Raw genomic sequence first — 18,191 nt, 5'->3', positions numbered from 1 at the left:
ATCTGGTTAAGGACCGAGATGGAGCATCACTGTATGTGCAACCGGCTCTCCATGCAAAATACTATCGTGTCGATGACGCATGCCTCGTCGGATCCGCCAACCTTACCAAGAGAGGCATGGGATGGGCCATGCCTTCCAACTTGGAACTATTAGTTGACGTCGAGACCAAGCTCAAACGACTTAAAGAGTTCGAAAAACTTGTGTTTTCCACCGCGATTGAAGCCACAAAAGAGCTGAGGGATGAGCTTGCGCACGCAGCTGAAGAGCTGGATACTGAAGGAACCGTATATATTGCTGAAGAATCCCCCGCAGGCGACGAACAATCGATCCCAGCAGGATATTGGTTGCCACTGTGTTCCCGACCGGAGCTAATGTTTCAAATTTTCACTGACACCCAGACCGATCGCATCGTCGGTTGGACATTAGAAGCGGGAAAACGCGACATCGCCGCGCTGCGCATTCCAAAGCACCTTTCTGAGTTTCATTTTAATAAATACGTCGCTGCGCTCCTAAGGCAATCACCATTGGTTCAGGAGCTTGAAAAAATTGCGCACAAACCGGTCTCTCCAGATGAGGGAAGAGAATTTATTTCCACTCATGTTCCCAAAGATTACCGTGCCTATGATAACGACCAGCACTGGAAAACACTGCGAAATTGGCTGCTGCACTTTCTCCCAAGCGAATACCGCCAACCCGTCGGCTCTTTCGACCTTCAGAAAGGAACCGAAATCGCTCGCTATTCCGGTCCAGAAATTTAGAGGTTTTGACTTCGCGCAGAAGTATCCCGGAAGCGGTGATGCAAGCTCACTTATGGCAAGCTAAACAAACCTTAGCCTGCCCAAACAGCTCATCAATATCGATGTTGTCATCATCGTCCCGAAGCGGATTTAACTGCCGCTTGGCCTTTAGTCGGGCCAGGCGTTTTTCATAGTCTTCTTTGATCTGCTTTACTCTTTCCGGGCGTGTAAGTTCCTCAAGGGACTCGCCCTGTGACCAAGTGAATGGGGAGCCCTGAGCAACCGCGTTTTTTTCATATGACTTCGCTTCCTCGAAAGCTTCTGGATGCTGCTCTTTCAGGCGCACCCACTCGATCTTCTGTTGATAAAAGCAGAACGTGCAACCACTACGGGAACGCCAGTCGTAATAGCGGGGAAGCCCTAAACCCGAAGCTTCAAGAATGTCGAGAACCCCGGGCTTATCGATCCCTGCCTCTTTGAACGGCAAAAGGATCTTTAGGTTCTTGTGCTTGGAACTATACCCTTCTCGATATTCTTCGTCGGCCCGGATCGCCACGTAGCTAAAAACATGCGTCCCCTCTTCCAAAATCGGCCGAAGCCAATGTTCAAAAGGACGAAGCTTCAGCTGTCTCGTGCACCAGCGGGTCTGCGGTGACGGAAGAAAGTTGTTGTACTGCTTCAGCCAGAAATCAAAATCGCGGTCTGGGTTCAGGCGTAGGATCGGCTTGCCAAGAAAACCTTCTAGACGTCCGAGAAATTCGTAGACCTCAGGTAATTCTTTACCCGTGTCGGTAAAGAAATACTCGATATCCAGCTCAGGGTAGTGTTGCCGCATATAGACTGCGAGAGCGGCGCTATCGCGCCCACCCGACAAGCCCAAGACATGTTTTTCTTTTGGTGTGCTCATGATGATGCCATCTCTGTTTCGCTGCCATCAGTTCCGGCCTCAGCGGAAATATAACGTGAGCTAAGTTCGGCAAGCGCGGCCAATACCAGGTTTCGTCTAGCGGTGGCACCACCTAACGCTTCTTCCAAATGGGCGATGATTTCTTCCAGTTCCTGCCGCTCAGAGTCGGCCACCTCGAATTCCGCGTGAACTGGCGTTGGACGTCCGTTGATGCCTACGACCACGGCCATAGCCTGACGCTTATCAGTTCGGCCCTTAACGCGAGCAAAATTTTCACAGCGAACAAATTGTTGAGACAAGTCAGTCAGCTCAACCGCCGCTCGGTCAAAATCTGAGTCCGTCCAATCCCGGGGAGGCCTGTTGGCTGCCAGGCTGGCAATACCTTCGATGTCTTCAAGTTCGCCCTTAAAGCTGGAGATCCTGTTCACAAACGCCTCAAGGCGAAAATCTCCACTCAGCTGCTTGATGTTCTCGGCGCGCGAGCGAAGCTCAGCAAGCGCCTTTCGCGAGGCGTTCGGCACCTGAAGTTCGGAAAGCATTAAATCATTTAGGCGCCGAACCATCGAAGGGTATGCTTGGACGAGTTCGGTCAAACCATCACGCACGTCGTTCACGATCCAATCGAGTGCTGCGTCATCGTCCAAAGAGCCGCGCTGACCGAAGGCCGCTGGGATATCATCAAAAAGGAACTTGTTTGGATCATTGGCCAGCTTGAAAAGATCCCGCACACGAATTGCGTTGGCAGAAAGCTGCATCGTTCGCTTCGTCCAGGGATGTAAGCGATCAAAGATCGCAATCAATCCACGAGCAACGTCGATCGGCGCGAGATTCCTCAGGTTGTTGGTTGCATCCAGTTCACGCACAATGTCGGCCATGCTAGACAACAAACGTCGCGAAAGCGCGGAGAGGTCCATCCATCGAAGCTGGACAGCTGTTGGGTCCTTTGCCAATATCTCAACATCAATATCTTTGAATTTCGCTTGGAAAACTCCCTCGCGATAGAGGGCAATCTTATCACTCCGCGACAGGACAAAAGCCACCGCAAGAATTGGCATTATGCCGTCTTTGACGCCAAAGGGCGGTTCTGACCAAAGCTGATAGATCTCGCTTATGCTGACCGTGCGGTCCTCGGCGGACTTAAGCAGTTCGGTCGCGGCTTGCCAAAGTGCCGCAAGCCGGAAAGGATCATCCGCTTCATTTGGCGCACAAAATTTCCAGCCATCTTCCGTTTCTGCGTACAGACCGGTTGCCTCCAGAAGTGACGCAAAAAGACCGCCCTCAGCCGGGAACCCTTGTATGCCAAGTCGCGCCTGGCCAGCGTTTGAAACCATGGCGCGCAGCAGAGCATTCTGAGCCGCGATCGCATTGCTCGAGGGTTTAATCCGATTGAGCAACTCATTGTTCAGGCGGGGCGCATGCGGGAAACGCTGTGACGCAAGTTCGGATGCGACATTATTCAATTCCGCCTGATGCAGGCGGCGAGGTTGCTCATTCCTAAGATACCAAGTCGCGCTATCAAATGCGCGGCGCACCTCTTCTTCAAGTTGCCCCCGCAACGCGGAAAAACGCACATCCACCTCTCGCTGGGCCACGGCGTCACCGGCTAGATCAGGATGCTCGTCTTGAACTTCACCGAGCGCGATCAACTCCCTCGCAAGATCGATTATCGCCCAAGCCCTCTCGGACAAGCCGATAACTGTATCCCAGTCACGAGAGATTTCTGCGGCTTCTTGGCATAGCTGGCGGGCAATGTCTTCGCTCTCTCCCTCCGTTGGCACCGCCAAGAGAAACTGCCCTATGGTCCCGGCTCGAGGAGAGAAATTTTTGGCACGATGGCTTAGGTCACTCAAGGGAACGACCTCAACCTCAAACCATCTAAGTGCACCGGTTTCATGATAATGCCTTTTCGCCAAAAGTGGCGGAATGACTGCAAATCGCTGGAATACACCGAAGTCCAGTTCGGTTATGTTCTGCAGTATTTCCTGCACGGCTTTATCAATATCAAAGTCACTACCCGCAAAAACCGCATATGCATTTGCAAATTTTCGGTAGATAATCAGCGACCATCCGCTGAGTCTGGACAGCGCTTCCCGGACTTCCGCTTCCTCAGCAGAGCCAGAGCATACCTGAAGAAGTTCCTCGCTTGGAATAAGACCAGAGCGCTCCTTGAACAGATCGATTACTGCGATGGTTTTTAGAAGCTTGATCTCAAGCTCCGTGCCGCCAAAAGCCTCGCATCGTTCTATTGCCTCGGCCGCTGTCGCCCAGCGATGGCCGTCTGGCGAGGCCAGGATTGACGGCTCCAAATTCACCCGTAAGTAGTCCCACAAGCGATCAGGTTCATAGAGAGCCCCTTGAGGATAACTGCGAAGAAAGTCCTGGAACCCGAAAGGTTCTGCAGAATTCAGGAACCCGAAAATGCTTCGTTGGTTCTGGCCAAAGCGGCGGCGCGAAATTGGCCCGAGCAAGCAGGCGACCACGGGATGCAGCGGCCAGCATCCTTCCAACGTCTTCGGCAATGAATTTGATGCGGATGGTCTTTGCCGCTTGATCTCAGAGGCAACAAGTCTTGCCAACTTTCCCGGCTTGGAGGATTGGCGCCCATTCTCTATGGCACGCGAGATCATATCGATCTGCTCTTCACCGGCCGCATTTACCGCAAGATCGATAAACCGCCCTTGGATCTTCGACCACTCATCACGCATTTCGCGTGAAAGCCTGTTTGCGTATTCCTCGAATGACTGGTGGAGAATACCAACAACGATGAGCCGGCCAGCGCTGCGAGAAGCTGCTTCCGCAAGCTGCTGAAACAGATAAACGTCGGAACCCTCTTGCGCAGCGGCTTCGAGAAATTTGCCCATTTCATCGATAAAAAGGATCAACCCGCCCTTTTGGTCGGGCGCCTTTTCTGACAGGGCGACCAAGGACGAAACGACCTTGGCGTCGGTCCAATGTTCGTCTCGCTTTTTCTTGACCAATTTCTGCTTAAGGAGCGCCTCCCCGATCACTTGGCATGCGTCCGCCCTACGACCGACAACCGGCAAGACCGTCCACCCCTTTGATTTCGGCGGCATAGCCTCCAAAACCTTTCCGGCGGTATCTTGACCTATGGAAGCGGTGGCAGTTTGGGCCAGCTCTTCATTTCCGCCGAGCAGCGCACTGAGCGCAACAACCAAACTTGATTTGCCGCTGCCATATGGTCCGGTCCAAGTGAACGCACCATGCCCGGTCTCAGAAACATGGTGCGCCATGGCAGCCAACACCTCAGCTGATGACTTGGGGCAAACAAACCCTTCGAGGGCCTGCGGGTCATTGTGATCGCTATCAATCCGGATCGATCGTTGAAATCGTCGGGCTACACGTACTTTATCGGCCAGCACTTTCACGCAACCTCCCTGCAATCGACTTTTGGATAATCAAGAGCCACATATTTTAGCGCCTCGCCGAGATCGACCTCGCCGTCCCGCAGCACCTGCTTCAGCCCCGCTGTCTCGGACCATCTAAACGCCCCACCGGTAAACTCTTCCAGTTCAAGCAACCTATCCACAACGTCGTTTTCATCCAGAAGAAATACGCGGCCAGGAGATCCAGGTTCGTGAGCAATGACCTCAAACGAAAGTGTATTCGCGGTCGTGTACCCCTGCCAGAACTCAATCAATGAATACAAAAAGACACCCGGGCTCAGCGTTGACTTCGGGCCTCGAACAAAACGAAAGCCGTCTTTTTTCCCAACAGCCTTTATCAGCCCGAGCTCGACTAGCGGTGACTCCAATGTGTCTTCAGGGGTTGCCTTTGCCGAGGCGGGCCTCGCTGCGTATGTCCGCAGAAAGCACTCGACATCCCGCTTGATTGTTGTCGTCGCGACCCGCGACCAATCTCTGTTTTTCGCAACCTTCTCAATGGCTTTCACAAGCCCCTCGCGCTCAAAGGTTGCTCCTGAGAAATTGTTGAAGCTCCAATACCATGTTGTTTTTTCCGGTCTTCCTGACAAGTTCCAATGCACCCACCACAAACTTGCCGGGTGTTCCAAATATGGGTCAATACCATGTTGGCCGAATAACATTCGCCCCATGGCCGTCGTTTCAAGAGAATTCGGCTCCGATCCTTCCTTAATGACCCCCGCCGCAATTGCCCAATGTCGCATCGAGGAAACCATATTTTTCCCAACGCCAAATCGCGCAATTGCGTCATCGCCGGTAAAAACTACACGATTATTGGCTTGCCCATCGCACTCAGAAACCGCATCGAATGCCTTTTTCAGCCATCCGTAACGTAGAGGAAAGGTTTCATGTCCAGAAAATTGCGGTTTATACGTGTCTAGGTAAATTGGGCCGCGCGCCATTGCCTCTCAACTTTCAAGTCATTGCTACTGGATGATCGATCCAGCTCGACCTTACCGCTGACGATGTGCTACAGTCAACTGGAGAACCGCTCCAGGGATATAGACTTATGTCCTCCATGCAGACCTCAGAAGAAACATAAGTAGTTGTAACAAAATGAAAATCTGCGATACGCTATATTTTGACCATCAAGCCACTACACCACTCGACCCTGCGGTTCTCGATGCGATGCAGCCATATTTCACGGCACACTTCGGGAACCCGCACGCGACGGACCACATAGTTGGGTGGAAGGCGAGCCAAGCCATCGAACAAGCAGCGACTGAAGTAAGTACGCTCGTAGGATGCGACCCTGACGAGATCGTTTTCACATCAGGAGCAACCGAAGCAAACAACCTTGCGCTGTTGGGGCTTGGAAGACGGGCAATCAACAGCCAGCGCAAACGGATCCTACTTGGCGCAACCGAGCACAAATGTGTGCTGGCAACAGGGCGCATTCTTCGGGATCAACTTGGTTATGAAGTCGTGCTGATCCCCGTGGACAGCAAGGGCCGGATCGATCTCGAATTTCTCGAGACCCAGCTTGATGAAGACGTCCTTATTGTGTCGATCATGGCCGTGAACAACGAGATCGGGACAGTTCAGAACATCGCTGAAATCGGGCGCCTAGCCCACCGGGTCGGGGCCTATTTTCATTGTGATGGTGCCCAGGCGGCATGCGCCATGGATCTTTCGACCATTTCTCAAGATGTCGATCTTCTCAGCCTTTCGGCGCATAAGATGTACGGACCAATGGGGATCGGAGCGTTGTATGTGCAGCGCGATGTGCAGCCGTTTCTTGAACCGATAATATATGGTGGGGGGCAGCAGAATGGCTTGCGCTCAGGAACGGTACCGATGCCTTTGTGCGTCGGATTCGGCGCGGCTGCAAAATACGCTGCCGCGGATTCAGCGGCTAGAGATCGCGTATCCCTGTCTCAGAGAAGAGACCGGTTTGTTGAAAAACTCCGCAAACTGCCGTGCGAAATATGGATAAACGGGCCTGCCCTCTCCGCAGAGAGGCATTCTGGAAACGCCAATATTGGCTTTTCGGGAGTCGATGCCCATGATTTACTCAGCACAATTCAACCGCGCCTTGCCGCCTCAACGGGTTCAGCATGTACAAGCGGGACACCGGAGGTTTCCCATGTGCTAAGAGCGATCGGGTTGACCGAAGAGCAAGCAGCGTCTTCGATTAGATTCAGCTTGGGAAAAGATACAACCGATCAAGATGTTGACGAGGCCGTGGAGATTGTTGGCTCGGCTTTGGCAAAGCTCCAAAAGAATGGGCTATTGCGGGCCGTTTAAGGTGCCAGTCGCGTGTGAATTCCTCTGCTGAAACCCAGTGCGCCGGGCGCAATCAGGGAACTACTGAACTCGCCAATCCTGCACCGCTCTGTTGTTACTTGACTCGATCACGCCCAGCGCCACCTCGGCCTCGGGCCCCACATCCGCCACACCAGGGCTGTCGGCGCGCAACGCCCGGATCGCCTCGATATTGCGCACCACCTGCGGCGTGCGAACCAGTGTTTCGGCCAGCGATGCCTGAAACGCCTGCGCCTTCACCTGGTGGCGGGCGCCGAAGTAGAAGCTGACGATAGCACCGAGCAGCCACCACAGCGGCTCGGGGACCAGCGCGAGGCCCTGCATGCGGGAGGCGAACCAGACGGGGTCGGCCATGGCCGAGCCGATCAGGAATAGCACGCCCAGCGCCATGGCCGGTCGCGGCAGACGGTTGAGACCATCGATCATGCGGTCGAACAAGCCACGACGATTGCCGAACTCGGCGCCAAACTGGTTGAGCGCGGCAGCCTGGAACTCGGCCGTCCGCTGCGCTTCCACCTCAGCGTTCGGGCGGAAGGTCTCGACCGTCTGGCGCACGTCCTTCAGCCCGCCGCCGAACAGCCAGCCGAACAGGCTCTGGATCAACCCCATGATTTCACCCTCTTTGCAAACTCGGTTTCGGTCATCCGGTAACGCGGCCGCATGAACTCTTCTGCCCGTTTGATCCAGCCGCCCTTGGTGCCGGCCCGGGTGCGAGCGAACTTGCGCAAGCGCGGCTTGCGATCGGCCAAACGGAAATAGTAGTTCCGCCGGGCAATGGCGTAGGCGTCCACTAGGTAGCGCCCGGCCTTCTCAAAGGCGCGCCTTGCGGCCTCAGCCGTCTGCGGCCCGATCAGCCCGTCCACCGTCACCGGCTCCTCGAACTCGGCCAGCAGGCGCTGCAGGAGGCGCACCGCATTGCTGCCGGCATTGACCTGCATGTCGAACACCGAGGGCTGCAATGGCCCTGGCAGCAGATCGATGCGGGGCCCGTGGAAATACCGCTCCCTGAAGATCCGCATGGCATCGGCCCGGGTGAGCGCCTTCACGTCCTCGACCGTCACCTGCCCGTCGCCTGTCTTGTCCAGGCCCAGCGCGCGCATGGTGCCGATGGTCACGCCGTATTTCGTGGCGCCGCCGGGGTCATCCGGGTCCATCACAAAACCGCCCTCGCGCGCAACGATCTCACGGGCAATCTCGTCCACCTCCATGTTCATTCTCCAATTCCGAAGATCTTGAGTTTCACCGCCACCCCCGCGATCAGCGCCAGCAACAGCCCGGTGGTGACGAGCCGCACGATGGTCTGCCAGGCGGTGCGCCGCGCCATGCGGAGGCTCGCGAGCAGGGTGCGAAGGTCACGGATGTCGATGGCGGCTTCCGGGCCCTCGAGGCCGACATCGGCGAGTGCCTTGCGGGCACCCTTTTCGGCGGCACGGGCGAGGATGGCCTCGAAATCCTCTTCGGGCATGCGGACGAAGCCCGCGTCCTTCGACGGTGGTGTCATGATTGTTTCCTCATGGTGGTGTCGGATCAGGCGGCCGGCGCTGTCGGCAGCAGATACTGGATCGCAATGCGCACTTCGCCGCCGGTGAAACTGCCGCCATTGGCGGTGAGCACGATCGGAGTGGGCGCATAGTAGGCCTGCGGGCCGATCACGCCCACGTTGGTGCTGCCGGCGGCGATGCCGAGCGAGCCGCCGAACTTGGCGGGCTCGCCGGCGATGCCGCAATCCCACGAGGTGGCGCCCAGCACGGCCGCGACGGTGCGGGTCGAGACCGCCAGCACGATGGCGCGGTCGGGAATGGCGATGGTCGAGGTGACGGAGGCGCCGGTAAGGCCCGAGAGCAATTCCTCGACTACATGCAGCCCGATGGCGGCCCCGCTCGCCCCCCGGGCCACCTCGACGGCAGGGCTGCGGACCAACAGGTTCAGGGCGGCGTCGAGCGTGAGCCAGGCCCCGCTCACGCGCACGACCAGCACGCTTTCGTCCTCGATCCAGACCCGCCAGCCTTCTTGGGGTGTGAGCCGCACCCATGCCCCGCCGGAGAACAGCACAACATCACCGCCCCAGCCGGTCCAGGGCCCAGTGGCCGCGGCGGCCACGATGTAGCGGTCTCCCTCGACGGGACTGGGCGGCGGCGTGGCGAGATCCCGGTCCTTCACGACAAGCTGCACCAGCCCGTCGAGCTGCGCGAGGGCTTCGTTGACGGTGACATGCTTCTGGGCCTGGGCGGCGGCGAGCAGCGGCAGGGCGAGGTTCGGGGTGGTCATCAGACGGTCTCCGTGACGGTGAGGGTAGTGGCAAGCGGCACGCCGCGGCCCAGCGCGCCGATCTGGAAGATGCGGACGTCAACGCTGGTGACAGGCCCGCCGAAGTCGGCGGTCTGGTCGGCGGCGGTGTAGGTGAAGGCCGGGCTGTTCAAGCCGGTAACAGTGCGCACCACGGCCCCGCCACTCAAGATCTCCAGATCATAGCTTTCCGATGCCTCGGACATCGGCGCATCGGCCAGCACCCAGCTGTCGGCCGAGAGCGCCCGGTCGCGGCGGATCCAGCGGATGGCAAGATCTCCGTTCGCCTCGCGCCGCATCCTGGCCTGCGCTGGGGCGAAGGGCTTCAGGCCGCGCCCGTTCGGCGTGAAGGTGAGCGCCTGCATGATGGCGTCGGAGGGCGCGGCATTGCCGGGACCGACGCGCCAGTTCCAGGGGATGCCGAGATCGGCCTCGGCGATGGAAAGCGGCTGGATGGCGGTGTTGAGGATCACCACCCGCGTACCGGTCGGGGTCGGATTGCCCATAGCATCTTCCGTGCCCCGCTGGCCGCGCAGCAGGCGGGTGAGCTTGTAGCGCCCGGTTGCCACGAGTTCCACGCTCCCGAACTGGACAATCTCCCAGGCACCCGTCGCGCTTTCGACCGCAAGTACGTTCGCGCCATTGAGAAGCTCGGTATCGGTGACCGAAGCCAGCGTGCCCGAGGTGAGGTCCACCAGCAGTTCGTTGCCCATGTCGAAGCGCCAGAGCGGCCCGACAGGCAGGTCGGCCGCCAGAACCCCCATGCGAGCAGACGCGCCGATGGTATCGAGCAGCTGGAAGCCGGAGGTGTCGGCACTGCGCCAGACGGCCCCGGTGCCGTACCAAGGTCTGGCGAAGACAGCGGCATACGGGCGATGCGCCGGGATCGTGTCGTGCAACTGCGGCAGGTCCATGAGCGCCACCTCGGCCGGGCCGAAGACCGTGGGGGTGGCAAGCTGCGGCGCGCGGGGCTCGCCCGGCGGCAGGTCGTAAAGGGCAGCATCGGTGCGGATCGCCTCGATGGCGCGCGAACCGGCATCGGCGATGCGGGTGAGGCGGTAGTCGATGCTGCGCCCGTCATGCTCGAGAGCGATTACGGCGCCCGGGTCCAGCGCGAGGCGTGAGGGCGGCAGCTTTGCCGTCAGCGTCTCGCGCCCCACCCAGGCTTCCAGCAGCGCCCGGCGGCAGCGCCGGTCGGCTTCCTCGAGTGAAACGGCAAGCGGGAAGGTCTCGGAGGACACCCGTGCGGCCTGGACGGTGCTGCGGCGCGCTTCGACCGTGGCCGCGTCATATTCCTCGTCGGCCCGCACCAGTTGCCACTTGAGCGCTTGCGGCAGCTCGGTCTCCTGCCCGCGCGTCAGTTCCATGACCTCGGCCTGACCATTGCCGACCAGCTGGTCCGGTGTGATGGTCATGGCCGCCGCCCGCCCCCGAACCCGGAACACGATCTTCCCGCCGCTCTCGGCGGCATCGAAGCCGAAGTGACGAGCCAGCACCGCGATCGAGGCGCGCGGACTTTCGAGTGCGGCCACGGTGAAGCCCGGCACGATGTCAGAAAGCTCGGAGGCGTCCACCAGGCTGGCATCGAGCCCCGCCGCCCGGCACAGGTCCCGCACCAGCGCACCGAGCGAGACCTGCCCGAGGCGTCCGCCCATCCAGTGCCCGAGACGCCAGTTGGAGGCATCCGACCAGATATCCGCACGCGCCGGGAAATCCGGGTATGGCCGCGCGTCCCAGGTCCAGAGCGCGGCTTCGGCGATCTCGATCATCGGCGCGCCGTAGACGCTCGAGACCGGGTTCTTGGTCGCATCGCCCCAATAGCCGAGCATCGCGACAACATAGGCCCGCTGCACCGCCTCGTCCTGCCAGCCGCGCGAGAAATACGGCAGGGCGCTTTCCGAGGACTTCGGGTCAAAGAACACGTTCGGCTGATTGGTACCCCGGTCGACGGCCGGGCAGCCGAACTCGGTGAAGCGGATGGGCTTGGCTTGCGGCACCCAGCCAGTGGTGGATTGGCCAAAGGGCAGCACCTCGACCCCGTAGACCAGGATGTCCTCGCCCATCGTCGCCGAGCGCGGGCCGATGCGGAAGCCGGCCGATCCATCGAGGCCGGCAGTGACGTCCATGGTGATCTTCCACAGCCCCGGAGACACTTCCGCCTGGCTCGTGGCGTTGATGGTGTGCGCCCCGGGTGCGGTGTTCTCCCAGCCGCCAATGGTGCCGAAGTAGGAAGCATGATCGGCGCCGCCGCCCAGCGCGAGATACAGCGCGAAATCGCCGGAGGTGCCGGGGGCAACAAAGGCGGTGATGGTCACCCGCTCGCCTACCGTGAGCGTCCGATACCCGGGCGTGGCCCCGTGCCAGGTTGCCCCGTCGGAGGCGATGCGGGCCGGGCTGCTGAATGGACCGAACGTGCCGGTGGTGGCGGTGATAGCAACCGTCGAAGGGTTCGGGTCAAAGCTCACCGGGTCGGCGGCATTCTGGAAAAACCCGAAGCGCACACCGCCGAGGCGGTCATGGTGGACGTTCTGCCACCAGTTCCGCATGTCCTTCGGGCGGAACATCCAGGGCTCGTTGTAGAAGCCGTCGCTGATCGGCGTCCTGACCTGAGCCTGCCGATCGGCGTCGGAAGCATAGAACCACTCATACCCCTCGCCGCCCTCGATATTGGCGCTGAGGTAATCGAGATCGCGGACAGAGGCCCAACCGGCCTGAGCATCCAGATGGTCCGTGCCGTCGCGCCAGTCACTGAGCGGCAGGTAGTTGTCGATGCCGACGAAGTCGATCGCCGGGTCGGCCCAGAGCGGGTCGAGGTGAAACAGGGCATCATTGGAGCCGTCCTGCGGCTGGTGGCCGAAGTATTCGGACCAGTCGGCGGCATAGCTGATCTTCGTGCCGGTCCCGAGAATGACGCGCACATCCGCCGCCAGTTGTTTCATGGCCGCGACCGCCGGGAAGCCGGTGGCGCTGTCGCGGATCGTGGTCAGCCCGCGCAACTCCGAGCCGATCAGCAAGGCATCGACGCCGCCCGCCGCCTTGCAGAGGTGGGCATAGTGCAGGATCATCCGCCGATAGCCCCAGTCATTGCCGCCGGTCCACGAAACCGTCTCACCGCTCACCGCGAAGTCCGAGATCTGCGCATTGCCGAAGAAGGCGGAAACCTGCGTGGCCGCGTCGGTCGTCTGGTCGACCATGCCGACGTAGCCGGTCGCCGGCGAACAGGTGATGCGCCCGCGCCAGGGGTGGGCCGGCTGGCCCACTGAGGCGGCGTTGTCGCTGTAAGGATCGGGCAGCGTGTTGCCCTCGGGAATGTCCATCAGCAGGAACGGGTAGAAGGTGACGCGCAGGCCGCGGGCCTTCACCTCCCGGATCGCCTGCACCACCGAGAAATCCGCCGGCGTGCCGCCATAGTTGGCGCGGCCTTGCGTATCGAGGCTGATCAGGTGGGCGTTCGCACGGTCCACACCGTTCACGCTCCAGGTCTTCGGCGCGGTCAACTTGCTCGCGGTCTCGACGCCGGGCCGGATCTCGCAGTTCCCGGCCCGCAGGTCGAGACCGAACCAGCTGACCACCAGCGAGACATTCCCGATGTTCGGCGCCGCCGCCCGCAGGTTTTCGAGCGATGCCAAGATGTCCGGCTTGCCGGTGGTGTTGTTGACATTCTCGGAGGCCGTGTTGCCGCCGGTGCCGCGCGAGATCGGCTCGGTGGCGTAGACGAACTCGCCGGAGCCCGGGATCATGGTCACCGACCGCACCATGCCCTCGGCGGTGGCAGCCTCCACCAGAGGGCGGAACACCTCGAAGGAGAGCTGCGGAATGCGGTTGCCGAAGGGCGTGAGGTCGAGTTCCTCGAACATCACGTATGCGGTGCCGCGATAGGCTGGGGCATTGCCGGCGCCCATCCTGGCCTCGATGAACGGGTCGGGCTGCTGCGCCTCATCCCCCTTGTAAAGCCGCCAGGTTGCATCTTTCAGATCCAGCGGCTTGCCATCCGCCCACACCCGCCCGATCCCCGAAATCGCCCCTTCGCACAGCGCCACGGCGAAGGATGCAGTGTAGGTGTAGCTGGTGGTCGTGACCTTCGGCCCGCCGCCGCCCTTGCCCGCGCCTCTCGTCGTGGTGCTGACATGTTCGGTGAAATCCGTGGCCCATATGATGTTGCCCCCGAGGCGCATCCGCCCCCAGACGCGCGGAATCACGGCGCCTTCGGTCGAGGTGGTGACCGCCAGGTTTTCCAGCCGCGCGCCCTCGATCCGCTGGCCCGGGGTGAGCTGCGACACGATCCAGCTGTCAATGAGCGTTCCCGCCAGGGAGCCGATGGCGCCGCCGATAACCGCGGAGGACACACCGAGAATGCCGCCACCAATCGAGGCGCCCAGCGCGGTGCCGGCGGAGGCAAGAAGGATCGAAGCCATGGCGGATCAGCTCACGGGAAAGCGAAAGGCGAAGACGATGCGCCGGCGCCAGGGATCGGTCAGAAGCTCCTCGATGACGCCCGTGCGTTCATAGGCATGGATGAAGTGAATAGAGCCGTGAATATTTTGCCCCCGTTTTGTGAGAATCCCGGCGTGCTTGGCAATCGCCCCCTGACGCATCCGAAACAGCACCACGTCGCCGGTGCGGGCGTCGGCCACGTCGATCTCGATCATCGCCGCCCGCGCCGCTTCGGCGAGCACCTCGCGTGGGCCGGCTTCGCCCCAGTCTCGGGAATAGGGCGGCACCGGCATCGGTTCCGGGCCCACGACCTCGCGCCAGACGCCCCGGATCAGGCCGAGGCAGTCGCAGCCCACCCCCTTGACCGAGGCCTGGTCGTGATAGGGCGTGCCGAGCCAGCCGCGCGCCGCCTTCACGATCCGCGCGGGCATGATCTTCGCTGCCCCCGCGGTCACAGCACCGCCCCCGCATTGTCCTCGCCCTTCGCGGCATAGCGGATCACGGTGTCTTGGCCCGGGATGTGCGGGAAGCCCCGAAAATTGACGGCATTGGCAAACTTGGCCTTGCAAGTCTCAAACCGCTTGTCGCAGCCTGCGGTGATGTCGAAGGTATCGCCCGCGGCAATCGCGATCACAGAGGCTTCCAGCAGGGTGATGGTGATGTCGGTCGATCCCACCTCATGGGTCAGAACCTCGGCCTTGCGGCCCGCGTTGGCGCCAGCGGTCCAGGTGAGGGTGCCCAGCGCGAACCAGCCGTCGGCGTAAGCCGAGAGGCCCGAGACCGTGAAGCTCCGATCCCCGTTTGCCGTTACGACCGTTCCGCTGCCGGCATATGCAGGATCATTCAGGTCCACCTGGCAGCGCACATCACCGAGGATGGCATCGCAGCTGGCCTGAAACGTCCGCCCGACGCTCTGGCCCAGCACATGCGCCAGCGAGCGCATCTCCGCCACGAACTGCACCCGGCCCCGCCGGACCTGGCCGATCGCCCCGCGCCGCATCAGCACGCGCTGGCTGGTGTCGGCCCAGTTCACGCGCCAGATTTCCACGGCGGCATTGTCCCAGCGGCCGTCGAGAATGTCGGTCTCGGTGATGGTGGTGGAGGTGAGCACGCCCTCGGCATCCTGCGCATCGACCGACAGATCGGAGCCCGCGCGGATTTCCGAGGCGGTGAAACCGCTTTCGGGTTGATAGGTCGTGCCGTCGAACGTCAGCGGCTGGTCGTGATCCGTAAACCCGAACACCTGCCCGTCGGAGCGGGTCAGGCGCCAGCACCAGGACAGAGTCGTGGTACCGCTGTCCAAATGCGTCTGCATGCCCATTGGGAGGGTTTTCATCGCCGCACCTCGACTAGGGGAACGGAGGTGATGGAGCCGAGCCGCTCGATATCCATCGTTACGTCCAGCGTGTCGGTATCGAATCGCACCGGCACATCGAATTCGAAGCCGGCGGTGATGGCGGCGCCGGACGCCGGAGCGGTGGTGAAGGTCACCAGCCCGGTGGTGGTGTCGACCGACCAGCCGGAGGATTGAACGCTCCCACCGACGGCGACCTTGACGGTGCCCGCGACCGGCTTGGTGATGTTGCGGGTCCAGCTCTGGCTGCCGGAGGTGTAGCTCTTCGTCAGCTGAAACGCGGTTTTCGTGCCGTCCCCGGTGCCGATGGTCTGATCCGTCGCCGCCGGTGTCTGGGACGGCAGGCAGGACTTGTAGTCCGCCCAATCCTTCCAGCGGAAACCGTAAAGGCGCCCGTTGCGCGCCTCGAAAAAGGCCACCACCGCTGCGAGATCGTCGGCCCGCCGGACGCCATAGGCGGCATCATAGCGGCGGCGCGAATTGGCCCAGCTGGCATTGCGCTCCTCGTCTCCGCTCGCAAGCTCGACGACTTGGGTGCGCCGCTCGGGACCGCCGCGCGCGCCGCGGCTGATGTTGTCAGGAAAGCGGACTTCATGGAACGCCATGGGTCACATCCCCCTGCGGCCCAGCGCCACGGCGCGGGCGATGTCCGTCGCGACCTGGGCACGCGACTGGCGGAAGCTCTCGGCGTCGCGGGTCTGGATGGTGATGTTCACCGGGGCTGCACCGACACCCGCCGCCACCTCACGCCGGCTCAGCACCCGCTCGCCCCGTTGCAGGATCGCCGGCACCTCGTCAGGGCGCAGACCGGCCCACCCGCCGCTGTGCATCCGGGGCGCGCCCGCGAAGGCCATGGCCGGGACCGCCTGCGTCGGCCCGCCAGCGCCCACGACACCGCCGGAATGGAGCACGGAGGCCAGCAGACCCCCGGTACCGCCAAGCCCGCCCAGCGCGCCGGACAATGCATTGGCCAGCGGCCCGAGGATGAACCGGCGCGCCGAAAGCTGGGCCAGATCGGCCAGGATCGAGGTGACCAGCGAGCGAAAATCCAGCTTGCCGGTGCGCACGAACTCGCCGATGGCCTGCTCCGCGCTGCGGAAGGCGCCCACGAGGCTGTCGCCCAGCCCCTTGCCGAGATCCATAGCCCTGGTGGCGTAATCCTTCAGTGACGTGGCCGCCGTCTCCCAGGCCGACTTCGCCGCCTCGGCGGCCTTCGCGGCGGCGCCACCGGCCCGGGCGACACTCGCGGCCAACCGCGAGGCGGCATCGCTGGTGCGTTCCAGTGCTTGCGCGCCATCATCCCCCGCGCTCTTCATCGCCTCGCGCAGAACAGTCATCGTTTCCAGGGGCCGGGTGATATTGCCGGCCAGGATATCCGCCTGATCGCCCAGGTTCCCAGCGTAGAAGCGGAACTCGTCCGCGGTCCTGCGCAGCTGGTCCACGGCCTGGCCGGCGAAGGCGGCATCGAGCCCGATATCCATCGCCAGCCCGTCCATGCCGGGGATGCTGAACAGCGCGCCGGAGATGGTTTTCAGAAACCGCGCCCACTTGTCCTGCATGGCGGCCAGCGCATCGAACCAGGTGGCCTTGAGGCGGTTGGCAACAGCGCGCATGCGCAGGACGATGGTCCACGCGCCGTCGCCGATGCGCGCCCAGACCTCCACGGCGACTTCCTTCATCAGGCGCAGTGCTTCACCAAAGCCACCTGCACTCTTCACCAGCCGGCCGAACCAGTAGATCAGTTCGCCGGCCCCGACGATGAGCGCGCCAAGCCCGGTGCGGATGACGGCTGCGCGCAAGACCTTCATGGACAGCACCAGCTTGCCGACGCCCAGCGCCGCGGCAGTCAGCGAGGCGACAAGGCGGATGCCAAGAACACCAGCGAACATCGCGGCGATGGTGGCAATTTCGCCGAGGCGGTTGAACAGCCCCTTGATGGCGCGCCCCAGCGGACCGGTCGTCTTGCCGATGACGGCAAAGGCATCGGCCATGGCCTCGAGTGCAGGTGCCGCCGCCACAGCCAGCTGGTTGGCGATCCCTTTCCACAACAGCCCCATGCGCGAAAGCGCGTCATTGGTGCGCTGGATCCGGGCGGCGTCCTGCTCGGAAACCGTCACGCCAAAATCCTGCACGTCCTTGGTGGCCTGGCGCAATGTCGCGCTGTCGATGCGCGAAAAGATCAGCCCGGCGCGCGCCCCGAAGATCTGTGATGCGACAGCGGCGCGCTGTGCCGCAGGGATGTATTGCTGGATCGCATCCTGAATCTTTGTCAGCTTTTGGTCGATCGACAGTTTTGCAAGATCATTGGCCGACAGGTGCAACTGCTGCAACGCCTTCACCGCCGGCCCGGTTCCCTGGGCGGCCTGGGACAGGCTCTTGGTCATCATGATTGTCGCCTGCTCGACCTCGCCCTGAGAGACCCCGGCCAGATCGGCGGCGCGGGCCAGCACCTGCAGGCTCTCGGTGGTGGTGCCGAGGCTGGCGGCCAGCTTGGCCTGCTCATCGATCACCTGCAGCCCGGAGCGGACCATGGCGACACCGGCCGAGACCGCTGCCGCCGCCATGATCCCGGCCGTGATCTTCGCACGTCGCGCAAACTTCGCGAGCTTGGCATTGGCGATCTCCATCTCGCGCGAAGCCTTGCCAAAGCCGCGCCTGCCCGCCCCACCGATCCCCTCAAGTTCGGCCCGCACCTGCTTGCCGCCCACCGCCGCAAGGCGGACGCTGATGCGTTTTTCTGCCATTGTTCAGCTTCCTTGATTTGTCGG

At 61.6% G+C, this 18,191-nt stretch carries 14 protein-coding genes; 2 read left to right on the top strand and 12 right to left on the bottom strand.

Annotated features, from left to right (window positions below):
- Positions 1 to 116: 116 nt before the first annotated feature.
- Entirely contained in the window at positions 117 to 758 is a 642-nt protein-coding gene (locus ACZ5CM_RS15920) for a hypothetical protein (protein ID WP_464640123.1), read from the top strand.
- A gap of 46 nt (positions 759 to 804) precedes the next feature.
- Here ACZ5CM_RS15920 and ACZ5CM_RS15915 read toward each other — a convergent pair whose 3' ends face one another.
- The 3 genes from ACZ5CM_RS15915 to ACZ5CM_RS15905 are packed head-to-tail and all read right to left on the bottom strand — an operon-like array spanning position 805 to position 5,986.
- The gene (locus ACZ5CM_RS15915) at positions 805 to 1,644 is read right to left on the bottom strand and encodes a phosphoadenosine phosphosulfate reductase domain-containing protein (RefSeq protein ID WP_464640121.1); all 840 of its coding nucleotides are present in this window, start codon (positions 1,642 to 1,644) and stop codon (positions 805 to 807) included.
- Complete coding sequence (locus tag ACZ5CM_RS15910; RefSeq protein WP_464640120.1) at positions 1,641 to 5,030, bottom strand: hypothetical protein; 3,390 nt, start codon at positions 5,028 to 5,030, stop codon at positions 1,641 to 1,643. The genes ACZ5CM_RS15915 and ACZ5CM_RS15910 overlap by 4 nt, the downstream gene beginning before the upstream one ends.
- Positions 5,027 to 5,986 (bottom strand): DUF4007 family protein, encoded by a 960-nt coding sequence (locus ACZ5CM_RS15905; protein WP_464640118.1) that lies wholly within the window; start codon positions 5,984 to 5,986, stop codon positions 5,027 to 5,029. The genes ACZ5CM_RS15910 and ACZ5CM_RS15905 overlap by 4 nt, the downstream gene beginning before the upstream one ends.
- A 154-nt stretch (positions 5,987 to 6,140) precedes the next feature.
- Here ACZ5CM_RS15905 and ACZ5CM_RS15900 point away from each other — a divergent pair, with 154 nt between their 5' ends.
- Positions 6,141 to 7,331: a cysteine desulfurase family protein gene (locus tag ACZ5CM_RS15900; protein WP_464640116.1), complete on the top strand. Its 1,191-nt coding sequence runs from the start codon at positions 6,141 to 6,143 to the stop codon at positions 7,329 to 7,331.
- Between the two features lie 60 nt (positions 7,332 to 7,391).
- Here the strand turns inward: ACZ5CM_RS15900 and ACZ5CM_RS15895 are convergent, their stop codons facing one another.
- From ACZ5CM_RS15895 to ACZ5CM_RS15855, 9 genes are read right to left on the bottom strand one after another with little or no spacing between them, the layout of a single operon-like run.
- Positions 7,392 to 7,958 carry a holin family protein gene (locus ACZ5CM_RS15895; RefSeq protein WP_464640114.1) on the bottom strand — a complete coding sequence of 189 codons (567 nt, stop codon included), beginning with the start codon at positions 7,956 to 7,958 and terminating at the stop codon, positions 7,392 to 7,394.
- Entirely contained in the window at positions 7,949 to 8,563 is a 615-nt protein-coding gene (locus ACZ5CM_RS15890; protein ID WP_464640112.1) for a holin-associated N-acetylmuramidase, read from the bottom strand. The genes ACZ5CM_RS15895 and ACZ5CM_RS15890 overlap by 10 nt, the downstream gene beginning before the upstream one ends.
- Positions 8,560 to 8,850, bottom strand: a complete 291-nt coding sequence (locus tag ACZ5CM_RS15885; RefSeq protein ID WP_464640110.1) for a DUF6127 family protein — start codon at positions 8,848 to 8,850, stop codon at positions 8,560 to 8,562. The genes ACZ5CM_RS15890 and ACZ5CM_RS15885 overlap by 4 nt, the downstream gene beginning before the upstream one ends.
- A gap of 26 nt (positions 8,851 to 8,876) precedes the next feature.
- Positions 8,877 to 9,617 (bottom strand): DUF2793 domain-containing protein, encoded by a 741-nt coding sequence (locus ACZ5CM_RS15880; protein WP_464640108.1) that lies wholly within the window; start codon positions 9,615 to 9,617, stop codon positions 8,877 to 8,879.
- Positions 9,617 to 14,050, bottom strand: a complete 4,434-nt coding sequence (locus ACZ5CM_RS15875; protein ID WP_464640106.1) for a baseplate multidomain protein megatron — start codon at positions 14,048 to 14,050, stop codon at positions 9,617 to 9,619. Before ACZ5CM_RS15875 ends, ACZ5CM_RS15880 begins: the two co-directional genes overlap by 1 nt.
- A 6-nt stretch (positions 14,051 to 14,056) precedes the next feature.
- Positions 14,057 to 14,500: an NlpC/P60 family protein gene (locus ACZ5CM_RS15870; protein WP_464640104.1), complete on the bottom strand. Its 444-nt coding sequence runs from the start codon at positions 14,498 to 14,500 to the stop codon at positions 14,057 to 14,059.
- Between the two features lie 20 nt (positions 14,501 to 14,520).
- Positions 14,521 to 15,405 (bottom strand): DUF2163 domain-containing protein, encoded by an 885-nt coding sequence (locus ACZ5CM_RS15865; RefSeq protein WP_464640102.1) that lies wholly within the window; start codon positions 15,403 to 15,405, stop codon positions 14,521 to 14,523.
- Positions 15,402 to 16,028: a phage distal tail protein, Rcc01695 family gene (locus tag ACZ5CM_RS15860; protein ID WP_464640100.1), complete on the bottom strand. Its 627-nt coding sequence runs from the start codon at positions 16,026 to 16,028 to the stop codon at positions 15,402 to 15,404. The genes ACZ5CM_RS15865 and ACZ5CM_RS15860 overlap by 4 nt, the downstream gene beginning before the upstream one ends.
- 3 nt (positions 16,029 to 16,031) lie before the next feature.
- A complete protein-coding gene (locus ACZ5CM_RS15855) occupies positions 16,032 to 18,167 on the bottom strand; it encodes a phage tail tape measure C-terminal domain-containing protein (protein WP_464640098.1) in 2,136 nt (711 codons plus the stop codon).
- Between the last annotated feature and the right edge of the window lie 24 nt (positions 18,168 to 18,191).

Source organism: Piezobacter thermophilus (genome assembly GCF_055386745.1).
Note: the sequence above shows the minus strand (reverse complement) of the source record. Positions and strands in the feature narration are given on the sequence as shown.